General features: G+C 59.6%; 17 protein-coding genes and 1 pseudogene. 12 read left to right on the top strand and 6 right to left on the bottom strand.

Translation table 11 applies throughout. The features are described from left to right. The 7 genes from PYV55_RS08870 to PYV55_RS08840 all read left to right on the top strand — a co-directional run. Positions 1-373, top strand: a 373-nt coding sequence (locus PYV55_RS08870; RefSeq protein ID WP_275850286.1) for a hypothetical protein, incomplete at its 5' end; no start/stop codon positions are given. Positions 374-381: 8 nt separating this feature from the next. After that, a complete protein-coding gene (locus PYV55_RS08865) occupies positions 382-2,367 on the top strand; it encodes a tyrosine-type recombinase/integrase (RefSeq protein WP_275850285.1) in 1,986 nt (661 codons plus the stop codon). Continuing rightward, positions 2,357-2,593 (top strand): WGR domain-containing protein, encoded by a 237-nt coding sequence (locus PYV55_RS08860; RefSeq protein WP_275850283.1) that lies wholly within the window; start codon positions 2,357-2,359, stop codon positions 2,591-2,593. The genes PYV55_RS08865 and PYV55_RS08860 overlap by 11 nt, the downstream gene beginning before the upstream one ends. A gap of 6 nt (positions 2,594-2,599) precedes the next feature. Next, entirely contained in the window at positions 2,600-3,859 is a 1,260-nt protein-coding gene (locus PYV55_RS08855) for a hypothetical protein (protein ID WP_144735853.1), read from the top strand. Then, positions 3,856-4,470: a condensin complex protein MksE gene (locus tag PYV55_RS08850; protein ID WP_144735851.1), complete on the top strand. Its 615-nt coding sequence runs from the start codon at positions 3,856-3,858 to the stop codon at positions 4,468-4,470. The genes PYV55_RS08855 and PYV55_RS08850 overlap by 4 nt, the downstream gene beginning before the upstream one ends. Further along, entirely contained in the window at positions 4,470-7,223 is a 2,754-nt protein-coding gene (locus tag PYV55_RS08845; protein WP_275850281.1) for a hypothetical protein, read from the top strand. Before PYV55_RS08850 ends, PYV55_RS08845 begins: the two co-directional genes overlap by 1 nt. Positions 7,224-7,225: 2 nt before the next feature. Beyond that, positions 7,226-8,089, top strand: a complete 864-nt coding sequence (locus PYV55_RS08840; RefSeq protein WP_144735847.1) for a DUF7281 domain-containing protein — start codon at positions 7,226-7,228, stop codon at positions 8,087-8,089. A gap of 464 nt (positions 8,090-8,553) precedes the next feature. Here the strand turns inward: PYV55_RS08840 and tnpC are convergent, their stop codons facing one another. From tnpC to tnpA, 3 genes are all read right to left on the bottom strand, one after another. Beyond that, a complete protein-coding gene (tnpC, locus tag PYV55_RS08835; RefSeq protein WP_275850280.1) occupies positions 8,554-10,107 on the bottom strand; it encodes an IS66 family transposase in 1,554 nt (517 codons plus the stop codon). Positions 10,108-10,187: 80 nt separating this feature from the next. Then, positions 10,188-10,520, bottom strand: a complete 333-nt coding sequence (gene tnpB / locus PYV55_RS08830; RefSeq protein WP_186298463.1) for an IS66 family insertion sequence element accessory protein TnpB — start codon at positions 10,518-10,520, stop codon at positions 10,188-10,190. Further along, positions 10,517-10,876 (bottom strand): IS66-like element accessory protein TnpA, encoded by a 360-nt coding sequence (tnpA, locus tag PYV55_RS08825; protein WP_246072851.1) that lies wholly within the window; start codon positions 10,874-10,876, stop codon positions 10,517-10,519. Before tnpA ends, tnpB begins: the two co-directional genes overlap by 4 nt. 101 nt (positions 10,877-10,977) lie before the next feature. On the opposite strand from tnpA, the gene PYV55_RS08820 reads away from it, so the two are divergent. The 3 genes from PYV55_RS08820 to PYV55_RS08810 are packed head-to-tail and all read left to right on the top strand — an operon-like array spanning position 10,978 to position 12,532. Next, positions 10,978-11,850 (top strand): LPD7 domain-containing protein, encoded by an 873-nt coding sequence (locus PYV55_RS08820; RefSeq protein WP_275850276.1) that lies wholly within the window; start codon positions 10,978-10,980, stop codon positions 11,848-11,850. Between the two features lie 14 nt (positions 11,851-11,864). Then, the gene (locus tag PYV55_RS08815) at positions 11,865-12,230 is read left to right on the top strand and encodes a hypothetical protein (RefSeq protein ID WP_275850275.1); all 366 of its coding nucleotides are present in this window, start codon (positions 11,865-11,867) and stop codon (positions 12,228-12,230) included. After that, complete coding sequence (locus tag PYV55_RS08810) at positions 12,227-12,532, top strand: H-NS histone family protein (RefSeq protein ID WP_275850274.1); 306 nt, start codon at positions 12,227-12,229, stop codon at positions 12,530-12,532. The genes PYV55_RS08815 and PYV55_RS08810 overlap by 4 nt, the downstream gene beginning before the upstream one ends. 235 nt (positions 12,533-12,767) lie before the next feature. Here PYV55_RS08810 and PYV55_RS08805 read toward each other — a convergent pair. Further along, positions 12,768-13,855 (bottom strand): IS3 family transposase gene (locus tag PYV55_RS08805; RefSeq protein ID WP_275850273.1). Its coding sequence is split into 2 segments (ribosomal slippage): positions 12,768-13,603 and positions 13,603-13,855, totalling 1,089 coding nucleotides; the frame shifts between segments, so codons are not numbered across the junction. Between the two features lie 74 nt (positions 13,856-13,929). Here PYV55_RS08805 and PYV55_RS08800 point away from each other — a divergent pair. After that, positions 13,930-14,625: a KfrB domain-containing protein gene (locus PYV55_RS08800; protein WP_275850271.1), complete on the top strand. Its 696-nt coding sequence runs from the start codon at positions 13,930-13,932 to the stop codon at positions 14,623-14,625. Between the two features lie 194 nt (positions 14,626-14,819). Here PYV55_RS08800 and PYV55_RS08795 read toward each other — a convergent pair. Beyond that, positions 14,820-15,098, bottom strand: a pseudogene (locus tag PYV55_RS08795) (winged helix-turn-helix transcriptional regulator); the annotation flags it as partial. A 95-nt stretch (positions 15,099-15,193) separates the two neighbouring features. Here PYV55_RS08795 and PYV55_RS08790 point away from each other — a divergent pair. Continuing rightward, the gene (locus PYV55_RS08790) at positions 15,194-15,823 is read left to right on the top strand and encodes a hypothetical protein (RefSeq protein WP_275850270.1); all 630 of its coding nucleotides are present in this window, start codon (positions 15,194-15,196) and stop codon (positions 15,821-15,823) included. A 37-nt stretch (positions 15,824-15,860) separates the two neighbouring features. Here the strand turns inward: PYV55_RS08790 and PYV55_RS08785 are convergent, their stop codons facing one another. Next, positions 15,861-16,313, bottom strand: a complete 453-nt coding sequence (locus tag PYV55_RS08785) for a tellurite resistance TerB family protein (protein WP_275850268.1) — start codon at positions 16,311-16,313, stop codon at positions 15,861-15,863. Between the last annotated feature and the right edge of the window lie 6 nt (positions 16,314-16,319).

Genomic DNA, 16,319 nt, shown 5'->3' with positions numbered 1-16,319 from the left:
GGTATGGAAACACACCCTGCCCCATACAGCTAACGACGAACCTATCGGCTACGAAACCTTCGTCGTTAACGTTATGGAAACGACCGCCGTTTCGTCGTTTGCGCTTGTGACGGCTAAGAAGATTCGCTTCAGATCAACTCTAGCTGGCTTCGGGCACAGAAGACGCAAAAAATACGTTATGGAAACAGGCCGCCTTCCATACCTATCCTTCCATCTTTGCTCTGTTCTGCGCATTTTATTCTATAATCATCAAATCTATATCGCTAAAACATTGATCTTGCAAATACTGTATTCTGTTCTCTCTGCAAGATTGCGGCGCCTTCACTGCCCCTGCTTGATCTTTGTCTTTATCCTGCGCACCGAGCATTCATAATCCACATCATGCAAAAAGACGAACGTAAAATTGGCAGACATCACCTGGCCTTTTACCGTGGCTGGCTGCAGGGACTCGACCTGGGTGAGCTTGCTGATAGGTATCTTGAGGACGGGATCGATCTCCGTGTCGCAAAATCTACCTTGCGCTGGCTTCAGGATGCACTTTCTCAGGCTGCACTGCGCAATGGCCGATTTGGTGAGGCGCGTCTTCTACGTATCTCACTGCGCCATGTCCTGAATGGCTCGGTTGCAGATCCCGGAGTTGATGGCGCGGCGGCAACCGTTTTGCCGCCCAGCATCGATGAGTTCCGCGAAGAAAATGATCCAGATGGTTTTTACAGTGAAGCCGAGTTGATTCGTCTCTATGTCGAGGCTTTCCCCCAACTGATAGATAAAAAAGCCCAGCGACGGCGGCGCCTCATCGATAAGCAGCTCGAAGCACTGCGCTGGATAGAAAACCTGGTGACGACTACCCCGACCCTTGATGATTGGGTGGTGGCATGGTTCCATAAAAAGGTTGCCGACCGGCTTTTGATCGCCAAAATCTATACCATGCGCGATCTTTTGGATCGCATGCGTTCCAAAGGATACCGCTGGTGGGCTGATGTGCCGCGCCTCGGTGAAAAAGGCGCTGAGCGCATCGTGACTTGGTTGAAGGGATACGAGGAAAGTCTTGGGCCTGTGCCAGTTCACGCAACCTTACCTCCACGCCAAGTCAATTCACTTTCAGTCATCCAGACCAGGCGGGTTTCTCATGGCATTGCACCCATGGAGTGTCTGGATATCGAATCCATGGTTTCTGATCATTCCATCGTGGAGCGGAATGATTCTGGTAGCCTGATTCAGGTGCGTGACGATCGTGAAGCCATACTGCAGTGGATAGAGTCCAAATCCGGCAGCCCACACACTGCGCGCTCCTACCGCAAGGAAGGCGAACGCTTTCTTTTGTGGTCGTTGCTGGAGCTTGGCAAATTGCTGCACGCTGTTAACGTGGATGATTGCGTTGCTTACCGTAATTGGCTTGGCATGCTTGGGCGCACTCCCGAGCATGAGTGGCCTTTCAAGATTTCTCAATCCGATTGGATTGGCAAGCGCAATACCCCTCGCAGCGATGAGAACTGGCGCCCTTTCGATGGGCCTCTTTCCATCGGTAGCGTCAAACAAGCCCTGGTGATTTTGCGCGGGATGTTCTTTTGGTTTGTTCAGGTGCGCTACCTTGCCTTCAACCCATGGGATGTTGTGAACAAGAAGCCTGTCCGATCATTTTCAAATGGCGTTCAGGATCAAGCCGATGGTAGGGACGTTGGCGGGAATGACATTGAGGACGTGGAATTGTCGCGCGTGCTCTCTACTTCCCAGTGGAACTTTGTTCTGGAATATGTCTCCCAGATGCCTTCTTCTCCTGCTCGCGAGCGGTTTTCTTTTTTGTTGTTGTTTGCTTATTCGACGGGCCTGCGTCTTTCCGAACTGGTGGATGCGCGTATAGGCAGGCTTTACAGCAAGCCCTTGCCTGGTCAGTTGGGGCAGCGTTGGATGCTCAAGGTGTTGGGTAAGGGCGGCAAGGTTCGGGCCGTGCCCATGAGCGATGAGGTGATGGCTGCCTTGCAGTCTTATTTGCTTAGCCGAGGCCTTCCAGGTGCTTTGTCCGAAAATGATGGATCGACACCTTTGATTTCCAAGCTGACCGCGAATGAGCGTTTGAGCGAGAGTGCGCTTTACAAGATCCTCCGCTCTTTGTTTTTGCAGGTGGCAGAGGCTTTGCGTGCCCAGGGCTTGCAAGAGGATGCGGGGTCGATGCAGAAGGCTTCTACCCACTGGATTCGCCATTCTCGCGGCAGCCATTTGGGTTTGGCTGGGGTTGCTCCTTCGCTGATACAGCAACTTCTCGGGCACTCTAGTCTTGCAACCACTGGTATTTACACCCAATCGAATGAAGAGAGTCTATACTTGGCGCTGGCGGCAATGGACAAAAAATCAGTAAATGCACATTGAGTACGAATCTAGCAAAAGAGGCTATCGCGTGGAGTTGGTGCGCGATCTTCTGGGTGATTTCGTGCTGGTGCGGCGCTGGTATGGCTTGTTCAACAAGCGCCACGGCGGGAAGATGCAGGTGTTTTTGCAGGAGACCGAGGCGCTCGATGCCGTGGATAAGATTGATAGGGCGCGGCTGCGCAGGGGTTATGTCCGCAAGACTGTGCTGCTCGGTGGTGGGGACTGAACTGACATGGCCAACCCTCGCTCGCTGGTCTGCGCGCTTTACACCCATTGGGACACCGTGGAGCTTTTGGTGCGGCTGTCGCGCGAGTTTGCCGTGCTGACCAGCGATCAGGTGTTGAACGGTATTGCCAAGGTATCCGGGCAACGGGATGCCGAAACGCAGGGCGCGGTGCTGCGTGCCTTGGTCAATGCGGACATCCTGCAAACCTTGCCGCGCAGCAGCGATCTGCAGCTCAATGCCTATGTGCTGGAGTTCGTGCGCGGCCTCACCCGTGAACATGAGCTGGGCCTGGCTGCCGTACTGCAGGCGCGTGTTGCTGCGATCCGTGAAGCCACCGAAGCACTCAATGAAGGGATGCTCGGGGCCGACATGGATCGCGTGCGCGGAGCCGCCAACAAGCTGGCAGAACTCTTCCGCCAGATCAGTCTGCAGCTCGATCAGGACCGGCACGCGCTCTTTGAGCTGGCGGAAAACGCCAAAAGCGCCGACAGCACCATGCCGATCAGCCAGCGCTACCGCGAGGTGCTGGAAGCCTACGATCATTATGTGGAGCCGATGAACCAGATGATGGACAGCGGCTCGCAGGGCACTTTCTACCGCTATCTGGAAGAAGCAGAGCGCGGGCTCGACTTGGGCCTAGAGCAATTGTCGGTGCAGGGTGCGCTCTACTCGCATCGCCTGCAGTTGCGTCAGGTGGCGCACCAGGCCAAGGAGCTGCGGCGCTTTGGCCGGCTGGTTGCGCAGCAGTGCGCCGATACACTGCTGCCCTTGCGCGAAGAGTTGCGTCAGCACAACGCACTGACCAGTGCCATCAGCTTGCTGTTGGGGCAGGTGCGCAAACGCGGCCTGCGTCGCGCACTGTCGCGCTCGACGGATGACACGGCACTCCCCGTCTGGCGCAATGAGCGCGGTTTCAAATTGCAATTGGGCGATGAGGTACGGGCGGTCATGGCTGCCGCGCACCAATACCAGCCGCAGGCTGTGGCCTTTCCGCAGGATGAACCCGGCGATGGCGTTCCGTTGCTGGAGCAGGTGGACGAAGCCGCCATTCGTGCGCATCTGGCCCGCAGCCTGCCAGTGGAAAATCTGCTCGATTGGCTGCACAACCATTACGCCCATCTGCAGGATGCCACCCTGCTGCGCTTGTTCCATGACCTGCAACATGAGCCCGGCTGGCAGTTCGAGGCCGCCAGCCAGCCTGAAAAAACCACGTTGCAGACGATTCGCGTCCTGCATCACCCTCACCGCGTGAGTATCCCGCAATGACGATCCCACACGCTCTGGCAGCTGCGCTGTCACAAATGCCGGCATTGGCCGAGCTGTTCCGGCTGTTTCTCTCCGGCAAACACCTCAATCGCATGGCCGAGCCCGCGCTGTGGGCAGAGCTGGAACAGCACGAGGCCAGCTATGTCGGCTTGTTTGCCGCGCTGGGGTTCGAACTGCGCCTGGATGCCAGGGGCTTTGCCTGGTTTCACAGCAGTGACGCCAACAGCAACATCGGCAAGATCAGCCGCCAGCTGGCCTTGCTGTTCATGGTGATCTTCGATGCTCAAGCCAACGCCGGCAAGGCCCTGCAGCGCTTTACCGATTGGCTGATCGACAGTGCCTGGCTGGCCGAAGTCTACAAGCAACAGCAAGACCTGCTGGATGCCGAGGGCCTCAACCCCGACGCCCTGGTGGAGCTGCTGGGCCGCGCCTGCAACTTGGGCTTTGCCGTGGCCGAGCCAGCGGGCTGGCGACTGCTGCCCGCTGTATGCCGCTACCTCGACCATTTCGAAAGCCTGGCCTTGACGGCCAAGACCGATGGCTACGAAGAGAGCACGCCTGCCGCGGAAGACTGGACTGCGGATGCACCAGACGACGAGGAGAACACCTGATGCAGTACGGCTTCCAACGTTTGGTCCTGCTGGGGAGTGCAGGCTACTCGCGCGCCGAGCTGCCGCTCGATGGTGCGGTCTCTCTGGTGGCGCCCAACAATACTGGCAAAACCAGCCTGATCAATGCCCTGCAGTTTCTGCTGATCATCGACCGCCGCCGTATGGATTTTGGTGCGCACGATGTGGACAAGAGCCGGCGCTTCTATTTCCCCAACAACAGCGCCTATGTGCTGCTGGAGGTGTCGCTGCCGGAGTCCGGCACCGTAGTGCTGGGCTGCGTGGGCAAGGGTGTAAGCTTCGAGTACGAGTATTTCGCCTATGCCGGGCCGCTGAAGGTCGAGGAGTTCTGCCTGCCGGATGGCACCTTGGTGGCACAACCGCAACTGGCCAGCCATCTGGCGAGCCACGAACGCAGGGTGTTCAGCTACAGCAGCAGCGAATTCGCCGACATGATCTATGGCGGACGCAGCCGCAAGCTCGCCAGCCAGCAGGATTTCTGCGTTTTCCGGCTGGAGCACGCCAGTGATGCCAGCGTTTTTCAGCGGGTGCTGACCCGCACGCTGCGCCTGGACAAACTGCGCTCCAGCGAGGTCAAGGACTATCTGCTGCAGATTTTCCGGCGCGATCTGCCGGATGCCAGCATCGACTTCAAGGCGGAATGGGACAAGGCGTTTGCTGACCTCAACGCCGAACGCAGCCAGTACCTGGCCGCCGTGCGGCTGCAAGCCACCTTGGGCGAACTGGAGCAGAAGCAGGATGCCCGTCTGGTCTTGCGCGGCAAATTGCTGTGCTGGCGCCCCTTGATCGACACGGCACTGGGTCAGTGGCAACAGCATTACGAGACCCGACAGCAATCCTTGCAGCATGAGTTGGCGCAGTGCGATGTCGAGCTGCAGCGCCTGCGCGAACAGGATATGCATTCGGCTGGCGAGAAGAAAGAGTGCGAGTTGGAACAAAAGCAGCTCGGCCAACAAAGCGAACAGTTGCGCGCCTTGCAGCAGCGTTTTGCATTGATCCCCGACCGTGCCCTGCTGGAGGCGCGCCGCCACGAGTTGCTGGCGCAACGGGATGCGCTGGTGGTGAGGATCGGCCAGGCCCAGAGCCGCACGCCAGCAGCCATCGAGCGCGAGCTGGCGCGGATCGAGCGGGAATCTGCGCAGCTGGCGCAGGAGTTGCGCACCCAAGGGCAGAACCTCTATCAGCAACTGGCCGGTGTCGTATCGACGGAACAACTCAATGCGCTGAACAAGGTGCTGGCCAAACCGGTACTGACCCTGGGCAATGAAGATTTCCGCCTTGATGGCAAGGCCCTGCTTGCGGCCTTGGTCGATGCGAATACCGGGCAATTCAATTTGCCTGGCATTCAACTGCGGCTGGAAGCCCTGCCGGCACAGTATCAGCAACGGACCCTGGCGGAACTGAGCGAATTGCAGCAGGAGTTGCAGCAACAGCAGGCTCAGCTGCAAGAACAATTGGCCACCGCCCAAGCTCTGGAAAACGTCAAACAGCAACGCCAGGCACTAGACCAACAGCTGGCACAACTGGATGCTGAGTTGCGAGACTACGCGCACATGCAGGACTTGCAGCAAAGCGAGGCCGAGCGCGAAGGGCGGCTGCAGACACTGGCGAAAAGACTCGCCGAACTCGGCGCCAGCCTGGCGCAGTCGGCAGAACGGCACCGCGCACTGGATCAGCAGCGGCAGCAGCGGCAACAGGATTTGGCGGCCTTGCAGCAGCAACACCGGCAGATCGAGCAACGCCGTCATCAGCGAATCGACCACGAAGGCCCCTTCACCTGGCTGGCCGATTTGCCGCACAGCCCCTGGTTGGCCCAGCCCGAGTTCGCGCTGGAACAATTGGCCGAGCGGCTGCAGACCTATCAGGCCGACTGCCGCCAGTTGCTGGAGCTGGATGAGCAGATCCGCCATCTGCTGGGTGAAATCCATACCGGCGGATTGACCAAGTATCAGTTTGTCGGCGAACCGGAAAGCGAGATTGTTCGTCTCGTTGAATTCGCCCATCACCTGCCGCAGGAAGCCGCAGCCCTGGAAAAGAAAGTGCGCTCGGCGGTGGTGAATGTGGCCGCCTGCCTGCGCGAACTGCGTGACGGCCTGTTTGCTTTCAAGCGCCGGATGCGCGAGTTCAACCGCAAGATCAGCGGCCGGCAACTTTCCGATCTGGCAGTATTCAAGATCGAACCCGAAGACGAAACCATTCTGGTCGAGGCCATCGAGCTACTGATCAATACCGCTGCCACGGTGGACAGTGGCGAAACCTTCGAGCTGTTCAACCAGCAGAGCGTACTCGACGATGATCAACTCAATCGCGCCAAGACCCTGCTGATCGAAGAGGGTAACGCCCGCCATGGCCTGCGGGTGGCCGACCTGTTTCGCCTGCGTTTCTGGGTCGGCAAGGCAGATCGAGATCCGGAAGCCTTCGATGACCTCGACAGTGCCGCCTCCAATGGCACCGTGCTGATGGCCAAACTGGTGACGGGGCTGGCGATGCTGCATCTGATGCAGGATCAGCGTCGCCCTATTCAGGGCATCTGCTACCTGGACGAGGCACTGACCCTGGACGCCCGCAATCAGCGCAGCCTGATCGACACGGCGGCGGAGTTCGGCTTCTCGTTGATTTTTGCCTCGCCCGCGCCGCTGACGACCGTGCGTTACTGCGTTCCGATTCACACGCGCAACGGCAGCAATCAGATCAGCCGCCATAGCTGGCAGGTCATCGAACCGCTGGATGCCTGAGTATGGATCGAACCCTGCGCGCTGCCTTGCTCAAGCTGCATGGCCAACAAACCCTGCCGGCCAGCCATTTCACCGCCGCTCAGCGCAGCGCTCTGGATCGCTTTGCCAGGCAGACAGGAGCGGTAATCTGCCAGCGTCAGGGGCGCGGTGATGTTTACCGTGTCAGCGATCCGAGACTATTCGATATCCATCTGAGCGCACTCTCCCCCAAAGTCGGGATGCTAACCACGGACGACTTGCCGCTACGGGCACAACACATCGCCCACGCGCGCGACAGCAAAGCGCGCAATCATCAGCATGAGTGCTACTACCCCTTGCTCAAGGCCGTTGGTGAAAAGGTTCTCTGGCGACAAGGCGAACACGGGAGCGAACTGCCACTCAGCCAGCTCACACACCACTTCGGGGCTGCCAGCCTGCGCATTGAAACTGGCGACACCTGGCAAAGCGGGCAGCCGCTCTGGCTGGTGGAGAACCAAGCGCTGTTTGACAGCACGGATTGGCTGCCAGTAGGAACGCAAGCCACCCTGCTGTACTACGGTGGACAGCTTGATGGCCGGCTTCTCGCCTGGCTGGGGAAGCGCCCGCGTGCAAGCCGTGTCGTACTGTTCCCGGACTATGACGGTGTGGGGCTGGCCAATTTCGCGCGACTCTTTGCACAGCTTGGCGACACTTGCGAATACTGGCTGATGCCCGACTGGCAAAGCAAACTGGCACGCTATGGTAGCCAGCGGCTATGGCAGGATACGCTTCGGGAGTTTACCAGTGCTGCTCTGCAGTTGCCTGATTATCTGGGTCCGTTAACCGAACAAATGCGCCAATCCGGACTGGCGCTCGAACAGGAAGCGGTCTGGCTATCTGTTCTGTAGGTGCCTTTCGATTAAGCGTGCAATGTCGCCTGGAGAGATGCCCGCTTCCAGAGCCTTTCTCAGAATCAGCTCCAGCTGCTGCCAACCTTGCGGCGAGGCGGTATTGCTGCCAACGGTTTGTGTCAGCTGGAACATCAGTCCCTCCAGCAGTTCTTCATCGCCACGCCAGCCGCCGCCTGATCCAAGCACAGCCTTGTCACCATGTGGCTCGGACTGGCCTCAGGTCAGGGCTACCCTCACCCTTACGAGGAGGTCTTCCACATTAATCCGGCAGTTGCGCGCGCATCCGGCTTGCGCCCGACGCGGAGCTCTGGGCCCCGCGCCTGCCTCCTGAACGAGGCGCCAAGCCTTCACATCCCGCGCAGCTGCATGCGCGCCTCGAGCGCTTCAGCGGTTTCCTTGCGTTCGCTGTGTAAGCGTCCGCCCATCCCACCTTGCCCGCATCCGCTGGCTATGGCTGAGCCTCAAACCGAAGCATCAGATGCCAGCGCCGGCTTCCAGCGGTGCGGCAGCAGCTCCCCAATCCGACTATTGGGGTGCGTAGGCAAGCGGCTCAGCACATCCTTGAGATAAGCATACGGATCGTGCCCATTGAGCCTGGCCGACTGGATCAAGCTCATCACGGTCGCAGCGCGCTGGCCCGCACGCAGGCTGCCAGCGAACAACCAGTTATTCCTGCCGATGGCCACCGGCCGGATCTGGTTCTCGATCCAATTGTTGTCCACGGGCAATCGCCCATCGTCGACGAAACGCGTCAGCGCTGCCCAGCGCTTGAGGCTGTAGTCCAAAGCCCTCGCGGTCGCCGAATTGCCCGCCACCTTCTGGCGCTGCAATGCCATCCATTCGTGCAGTGCGTCCAGCACGGGGCGACTGTGCTGCTGCCGAATCGCGACTCTCTCCTCGGCCTGCAGCTCCTTGAGCTGCCCTTCGATCTCATAGATGCGGGCAAACTGCGTGAGCGCATACTCGGCAATCTGGCTCTTGCTGCTCGCATGCAGCTCGAAGAACTTGCGCCTTGCGTGCGCAAGGCACCCCGCTTCGATCACCCCCTGCTGGAAGCTGGCCTTGTAGCCCGCGTAATCGTCACAGACCAGGCTGCCACTCCAGTCGCCCAGAAAGGCGCGCACATGCTCGCCAGCGCGCGATTCGCAAAAGTCATACACCACCGCGCGCATGTCCTCCAACGCCCCCGGCGCATAAGCCCACAGGTAGGCCCGGTGCGTCTTGCCGTTGCCCGGTTTGAGCATCGCCACCGGCGTCTCGTCGGCATGCAACACCCCATGGGCCAGCACCTCCTTCTTCAGCGCATCGGCCAGCGGCTGCAGCTGCACGCCGCAGCAGCCCACCCACTGCGCCAGGCTGGAGCGGGCAATCGCCACACCTGCACGCCCAAAGATGGCCTCCTGGCGGTACAACGGCAGATGATCGGCATATTTGGCCACCAGCACCTGGGCCAGCAGGCCGGCCGTCGGGACGCCCTTGTCGATCACGTGCGGCGCGACCGGCTCCTGCGTGATCGTCTCGCACTGGGCACAGGCCCACTTGCCACGGATATGGCGCTCGACGGTGAAGACCCCGGGCACGTAATCGAGCTTCTCGGCTACGTCTTCGCCGATGCGCACCATCTGGCAGCCGCACTTGCATGTGGTGGACTGTGGTTCGTGGCGAATCTCGCGCCGCGGCAGGTGGGCCGGCAGCGGCTGGCGTTTGGGTTGCTGGCGGGCCGGCTGCGGGCTGTGCACGGCGGGCTGCAGCTGCTCGATCTCGCTGGCTACCGCTGCCAGATCGGCCTCGATCTCGTCGGCGAGCAGGCTTTGCTGGCGTGGATCGAAGCGTTCGGACTGCGCGGCGAACTTCATGCGCTTGAGGAGGGCGTTTTCGAATTGGAGCTTTTGCAGCAGCGCGCTTTGGTGGCGCAGCTCGGCTTTGGCGTGATCCAGCTCTCCCATGAGCCGCACGAGCAGCTCACGCAGCTGCACAGCGCTGCATTCGCTCAGGGACTGTGGGGCTTGGATCATGCAGCGAGTGTGCCTGCTGGCGGCTTGCGCCGCCATCGGCAGTTCCCCCGATTGCCAAGCGGCGTTGGAGTGGTGACGATTCAGACAACGGTGATTACGCCGGCCGGGCCCACGCGCTGCCAGGGCAGGCCCAGCACGAGCGCATCGAGTTGCGCGAGAGACAGTTCGCAATGGGCTGGATCGGCGGGCGGCCAGACAAATTTGCCCTGCTGCAGCCGGCGCGCTGCCAGCCAGATACCGATGCCGTCGTGCACCAAGACCTTCAGGCGGCTGGCGCGCTTGTTGGCAAACAGGTAGGCGTGGTGCGGCTGCGCCGCACCAAAGACGGCCACCACGCGGGCCAGTGCGGTGTCGGTGCCCGCGCGCATGTCCAGCGGTGCTGTGGCCAGCCAGGCGGCTTCGATGCGGATCATCGCAAGCACTCGCGCAGCATCCGGATGCATTCGCCAGCAGCGGCCACGGGCCAGTGCATGCTCGCCGTGGTGGCGCCGCGGCGCAGCTCGATGCGCACGTCGCCCTGTGCGGGCGTTGCTGGCTCGGGATGCAGGGACGGCGTGATGGGCAGTGCAATGAATGGTGCGGGCGCCAGTGGCTGTTGGGCCGCCAGGTCACGCCGGGCGCGGCTGCGCCACTTGTGCACGAGGCTGGCGTTGAGCTTGTGCGACAGCGCGATCTCTGCGATGCAGGCTCCGGGCTGGCTGCATTCGTGCAGCACCTGCGCCTTGAATTCATCACTGTGCCGGCGACGCGGCAGGCTCTTGGGGTTCATGGTGGGCTCCTGTTGTTGGGCTCGCACCATGGTCTTTTATCTCGGGGCTTGTCTCAAGATGGGATGGCCGGACGCTTACCAAGGAAGAGCGAAAGGGGACTGTGCTGGACCCGGAAGCACTAGGCGCGGTTGCGGCCAGGCGCCAGGCCGACACGGACGCGGCAGCGAAGGAACTGGCAGTGCACCGCCAAGAAGCTCTGAATGCGATTTCTAAGGACATGCGCAAGGTGGAGCAAGGCACGGGGCAGGGCAGGGACGGCGGAGACAACGAAGTCCAGTCGGATGAAGTTTTCAGCCCAGCAGAAGATGACCGCAAGCCGATAGTTCCTCAAGAGGTGGCTGCGAAATACCTCAAGGTAGGGGACAAGTACCATTTCCAGCGCAATCCGGAAGCAGTCGCGTTCCGCGACAGGGGCAACAAGCTGGAGACACAGACAAACAGCGCCGCCGTAGCCGATTCCATGGTGCGGATCGCCCAGGCGCGGGGTTGGGACGAGATTCGCGTCACTGGGAGTGAAACCTTCAAGAGAGAAGTGTGGATGGAAGCTGCCGCACGCGGGATGCAGGTTCGTGGCTACTCCCCCACCGACGCGGACAAAGCGAGGCTCGCTGCAATCCAAAGCAAAGATGAGTTTCGCGGACGCGAAACCGTCAACACCGTCACGGGCAAAAAGACCCACGAGCAGGGGATGGTGGATGCTTTCAAGAACGAGCGTCCGGAAGCAGCGATGCAGAAGTACCCGGAACTGGCGGGAGCGTATGCGGGCGTCGAGGCAGCACGCCGCAAAGTGGATCAAGAGCGGCTATCTGTCGAACAGGCCAAGGTAGTCATGGATCGCCTGAACAAAAACGCACTCAATGCCATTGAGCGCGGCCACGTGCCAAAGATCAACGTCACCGACAGGAACCAAGACCGCAACAGGCAACAAGAGGTGGCTGCAAGCCGCCATCGCGACAAAGAATTTGGACGTTAAGCAGAGGCCCCACCATGAAACAAGCACTCCTAATCACCCTCACTGCCCTCATGCTCGGCGGTTGCGCAACGGAAGAATTTTCCACTGGCATGACGGCTACCCCGCATTACATGGCGTCTGGCCATGTCGGCACCTCCAAAGCGTGGGTGTATGCACAACGCACAATATTTGAGGGCAGGGCGGGGCAGGAATATCTATTCAGCACACCTGCAGGCGAACCCATCAAAGCCGAAAAAATAGGTGATTACTACAGTCTCCCTTTACTGGAACGAGACTTTGTTGCACGCGAAGGCGTCCATACTATGCGGTTCGTCCTTGCTCCCGCCACTTGGACATTTGCACGAACTGGCGCAACGTATGAATCCCCCCCACAGCAATGAATTCAACTTATAGCGAACTGTTGAAGCAGCGCAGCGAACTGGATCAAAAGATCGAGGAAGCGCGCATGCAAGAACTGGATGCGGCTCTAAAACAGATCCGCGATCTCATGGATCAGTACGGCATAACCGCTCAAGAAATCCTGCCAACAGGAGCACGGGGGCCCGTGCGCCGCGAGCGAGCGAAGGTTGAGCCGAAGTATCGCGATCCCGCAACCGGCACCACCTGGTCCGGGCGCGGCAAGCCTCCAGCGTGGATTGCAGGCAAAAACCGCGAACCCTTCGCAATCGCCAACAAGGCGTAAAATCAAGACTTGGAAAGGGGTCGCGTCATGGCAACGACAACACAGTTCGACAGCTATTTTTTTGGCTCTGGACTTGTGGACGACGCTCGAAAGGGCGTAGCCCAAGCTGTTGCGCGCACCCGTGCCGCTGGCCTGCCCGTTGAAGGCTACGCCAGCAGCTCAGCTCCACAATCCGCCAAAGATCCCGCACCCGGCCCGGTAATCCCCCCATTAACCAGCGCTCGGAGAAGTAGAGCTATGCGGCCATGGCCAACCGCTGCTTGGGGGTGATGCCGCCCAAGGCCATGTTTGGGCGTTCATGGTTGTACATCCACATCCATTGGGTGGCGTGCATCCTGACCGCATCAAGATCAGACCAATGGTACTGCGAGAGCCATTCGTAGCGCACCGTGCGGTTGAAGCGTTCAACATAGGCGTTCTGTTGTGGCTTGCCCGGTTCGATGTGCTCAAAGCGAATGCCCCACGACTTGGCCCAGGCCTCGATGGCCGCGCTGATGTACTCCGGGCCGTTGTCGCAGCGAATGACCTGCGGCTTGCCACGCCAGGCTATGACCTGTGTGAGCGTGCGGATCACCCGCAGCGTGGGCAGCGAGAAGTCGACCTCGATGCCCAGTGCTTCGCGGTTGAAGTCATCGATGATGTTGAGCAGCCTGAAGCTTCTGCCGTCCTCCAACTGGTCATGCATGAAGTCCATCGACCACACCTGATTGATGACCTCTGGTACCGATAGCGGCTGGGGCTTGTCGCGCACCAGGCGCTTGCGTGGCTTGATGCGCAGGTTCAACTCCAGATCCCTGTAGATGCGGTACACGCGCTTGTGGTTCCAGGCAAAGCCTCTGACGTTGCGCAGGTACAGGAAGCAAAGCCCAAAACCCCAGTTGCGGTTGTTGTCCGTCAGGCGCAGCAGCCAGTCAGCGATCTCATCGTTCTCGGCCTGGTGCTTGGCTTCGTATCGGTAGCAAGCCTGGCTGATCCGGAAGGCCAGGCATGCCGCGCTTATCGACATGCCTCGTTCCTGCACAGCCCTTTGAGCCATCTCGCGGCGGCGAGATGGCTTCACCACTTTTTTGCGAGTGCCTCCGAGACCACTTCGGCCTTGAGCTTTTCTTCGACGTACATCTTGCGGAGTCGGCGGTTTTCTTCCTCCAGCTCCTTCATGCGCGCCATCAGCGAGGCATCCATGCCACCGAACTTCGAGCGCCACTTGTAGAACGTTGCCGTGCTGATGCCCATCTCGCGGCACAGCTCGGGCACGGCAAGACCAGCCTCTGCGCGCTTGAGCGCCTCGATGATCTGGCTGTCGGTGAATCGGGACTTCTTCATGGTAAAAATTTTCCTTCGAAAACTTCTACTTCTCACTGCGCTGGTTTTGCGGGGGGATTACCCTACCGGCTGCAGTGGAGCACTCCGACAAGGCGCTGATTTTTGACAATTCGGGTACCACGCCTATTCGCGTTGTCACAAAGAACGGCCCGGACGTGGTGATTGAGCCCAATGCGCCGCAATGGGTGGAGTCGCAGTTTGCGGCCCCATACCGGGCTCGCCAGGCCTCGCTGAAGCAGTTGGATGCGGTCGCCAAAGGCTCGGCCCCAAACATCACGATTTCAGAAGCCGCGGCCCAGCATGGCCGAAGCTATCGTGGCAAGGTTGTAGATCAAACGGCGCACCACGCGCTGCAGGAATCCGAAGATCGCGGGTTTGTCATTCACGACAAGGCGCTCGGCCCCAAGCGGGATTTTGACAACGGCAGCTACGCCCAAATCACCTACGCTTACGACAAGGGGAAAATTCCTGCTGAGGAAGTTGTTCAACGCATAGAGCGGGAAGCCCGAAGCAAAGCATTCAAAGAGCTGCCTCGCCAGGAAGCCGTCAAGCAACACCCGGAATTGCAAGCAAATTTCGCCCAGCTCGATGCGCTCAAAAAGCAAATTCAGGGTCAACACCTCACGGCTGCTGAACAGGCAACGGTCATGGATCGGTTGCACGAAAACATGGCCAGGGCCATTGAGCGCGGCCCGGTTCCAGGCCAAAGCGCTTCCACCGAAACCGACAAGTCAACGCCTCCCACCCCAAGCAAGGATCACGAGCGCTAGACGCCGCACCCCGCCCACTATATGATGCAATGTTATGTTGAAGCCATTTAACATAATCTATATCGTATAACACCGCAGCTTGGGCCGCTCGGCGGCGACTCACGACGTAATTGCGAAATTGGGCCGCAGTGCCTTTTGCTCGTCGTGACAACATGATGGGAGGCATGAAAAACGCATACCACCTCATCGTTCTAGCCCAGGGCCTGCAGATCAGCGTACATCTGCTTGACGGTACGCCGCTGCTTGCGGGATCGGCCAGCTTCCGTCTTGAGCCAGCCCGAGAGCTTCGATGCGAAGGGATCGAGCTTGGATGGACTGACCCGCTTGGCATAGTGCGGCTCGGCCTCGCCTGCGCGCAGGTACTTGCGGATGGTGTTGCGCGAGAGGCCCGTGCGGCGGGCGATCTCTCGGATGGACAACTGCTCTCGCAGGGCCCAGCGCCTGATGACACTCAGTGTTGCCACGTCTATCACTCCTGGTCTCCTGCTGCTCAACAAAGCAGCAGGTTAGGGTTAGTACGTGGGTCAGGTTTAGATGGAAATCCTGGGGGTTAGTGGGTCACTTCTGCGTGGAAATCAACACCGAAGCGGCGTATCGCGAAGCCTGCGGCCGTTGGACCCGTGAGAAAGAGGCGCATCAGGCCGCTGAGCAAACTCGGCAGCACCTGATGCGCCAGGCTGTTGGAGGTAACATCCACGCGATGGAAGTGTTCCTGGAAACGGCCCTTTCTGACATTGCCTGGCCAAGAGAGACCTTGGTCTCGTTCGAATTGCAGGAAGGAGGCGTGCGGCTTGTCTTTGACGTTGATCTTCCAGAGATCGAGGACATGCCCACCAAAACTGCAGTGGTGCCTCAGCGTGGTTACAAGCTCTCGGTGAAAGACTTGAGCGCAACGAAGCTACAACAGTTATACGCCGGCCACGTTCACTCCATCAGCTTCCGCCTTATCGCCGAGGCGTTTGCGCTTTTGCCGACCGTCGAGGTGGTGGTCCTCTCTGCTTACACTCAACGGGTCGATCCGAGTACCGGGCACGACGCAGATCAGTATCTGCTATCCGTGCGCGTTCAACGCAGCCAGTGGGGATTCATAAACTTCGGCGCGTTGGAGTCGATCGATGTGATCGACGCGCTTGATCGTTTCGATCTGCGCCGCGCGATGACCAAGCAGGGTGCTTTCAAGGCAATCGAGCCGTTCTGAGCGTACTGCGTGACTCGTTGCCTTGAGGGCGCCATGCTCAAAGGCCAAACGCAGTCGCGTCAAGTTCGAGCTCGGCGCACATCCGTCGAACCACATCCTTTTCCGTCTGATCGAAATCGCCATCGGAGGCGCCGATCGCGCAGCACACCCGAACGACCAACTGTGCCTGGGGTTTGCCTTTGAACTTGCTGACAGCGGCCATGACTTCGCCGGTCGCGATGGTGGCGTCGAACTCGTACTTCTCAACGTATTTCTGGAAAAGCTTGATCACGTCGTTCTGGTCGAAGTGCTTCAACTGCTCCGAGCTTCGCAGGTAGCCCATGAGCTTTTGCTTCTCGTCCGATGAAATCTGGCCATCAGCATAGGCGACCATTGCACTTGATGCGACGATCGCTTCGAGCAGATCCTTCGATTTGAACTTGCTGATCTCGGCGTTGATGGTGTCTCGAGCCTCGGTGACGTTGCGCTTGAGCCAATCTGTAAAAGCCATGTCTAC

Origin of the sequence: Extensimonas soli (assembly GCF_029211265.1) — a bacterium.
Lineage (GTDB): Bacteria > Pseudomonadota > Gammaproteobacteria > Burkholderiales > Burkholderiaceae_C > Extensimonas > Extensimonas soli.
The sequence above is the reverse complement of the archived record's forward strand: the minus strand, read 5'-3'. Positions and strand labels throughout refer to the sequence as shown.

Bases quoted from the DNA above. Each gene is read 5' to 3' on its own strand.
- PYV55_RS08865 (WP_275850285.1), top strand. From the start codon at position 382: ATGCAAAAAGACGAACGTAAAATTGGCAGACATCACCTGGCCTTTTAC.
- PYV55_RS08860 (WP_275850283.1), top strand. From the start codon at position 2,357: ATGCACATTGAGTACGAATCTAGCAAAAGAGGCTATCGCGTGGAGTTG.
- PYV55_RS08855 (WP_144735853.1), top strand. From the start codon at position 2,600: ATGGCCAACCCTCGCTCGCTGGTCTGCGCGCTTTACACCCATTGGGAC.
- PYV55_RS08850 (WP_144735851.1), top strand. From the start codon at position 3,856: ATGACGATCCCACACGCTCTGGCAGCTGCGCTGTCACAAATGCCGGCA.
- PYV55_RS08845 (WP_275850281.1), top strand. From the start codon at position 4,470: ATGCAGTACGGCTTCCAACGTTTGGTCCTGCTGGGGAGTGCAGGCTAC.
- PYV55_RS08840 (WP_144735847.1), top strand. From the start codon at position 7,226: ATGGATCGAACCCTGCGCGCTGCCTTGCTCAAGCTGCATGGCCAACAA.
- tnpC (WP_275850280.1), bottom strand. From the start codon at position 10,107: ATGATCCAAGCCCCACAGTCCCTGAGCGAATGCAGCGCTGTGCAGCTG.
- tnpB (WP_186298463.1), bottom strand. From the start codon at position 10,520: ATGATCCGCATCGAAGCCGCCTGGCTGGCCACAGCACCGCTGGACATG.
- tnpA (WP_246072851.1), bottom strand. From the start codon at position 10,876: ATGAACCCCAAGAGCCTGCCGCGTCGCCGGCACAGTGATGAATTCAAG.
- PYV55_RS08815 (WP_275850275.1), top strand. From the start codon at position 11,865: ATGAAACAAGCACTCCTAATCACCCTCACTGCCCTCATGCTCGGCGGT.
- PYV55_RS08810 (WP_275850274.1), top strand. From the start codon at position 12,227: ATGAATTCAACTTATAGCGAACTGTTGAAGCAGCGCAGCGAACTGGAT.
- PYV55_RS08785 (WP_275850268.1), bottom strand. From the start codon at position 16,313: ATGGCTTTTACAGATTGGCTCAAGCGCAACGTCACCGAGGCTCGAGAC.